Annotated in this window: 1 protein-coding gene; it reads left to right on the top strand. The window is 42.0% G+C overall.

Features of this window, described 5'->3' with window-relative positions; all coding sequences use genetic code 11:
* Window positions 1-276 (top strand): 5-formyltetrahydrofolate cyclo-ligase (locus C1G53_RS12780; RefSeq protein ID WP_330847490.1); only part of this gene is annotated, 276 nt, incomplete at both ends.

Genomic DNA, 276 nt, shown 5'->3' with positions numbered 1-276 from the left:
GATTTTGTAGAATATAATCCTGATGATTTGGTGAAATCTAGGTTTGGAGTTTGGGAACCTGGTATTTATTCACAACCTGTGGATAAGTCTTTGGTTAAGTTGCTCCATGTGCCTGGTTTAGCTTGGAATCAAGCGGGTTTTCGAGTGGGCTATGGTGGTGGTTTTTATGATCGCTACCTAGCAGATTATCAGGGGGAGACGGTATCGACCTTGGCAGACTTTCAAGTCTATGATTTCGAACCAGATGTTTTTGATATTCCAGTGAAGGAGTTGTTG

Source organism: Streptococcus suis (genome assembly GCF_002960445.1).
Classification (GTDB): domain Bacteria; phylum Bacillota; class Bacilli; order Lactobacillales; family Streptococcaceae; genus Streptococcus; species Streptococcus hyiners.
The sequence above is the reverse complement of the archived record's forward strand: the minus strand, read 5'-3'. Positions and strand labels throughout refer to the sequence as shown.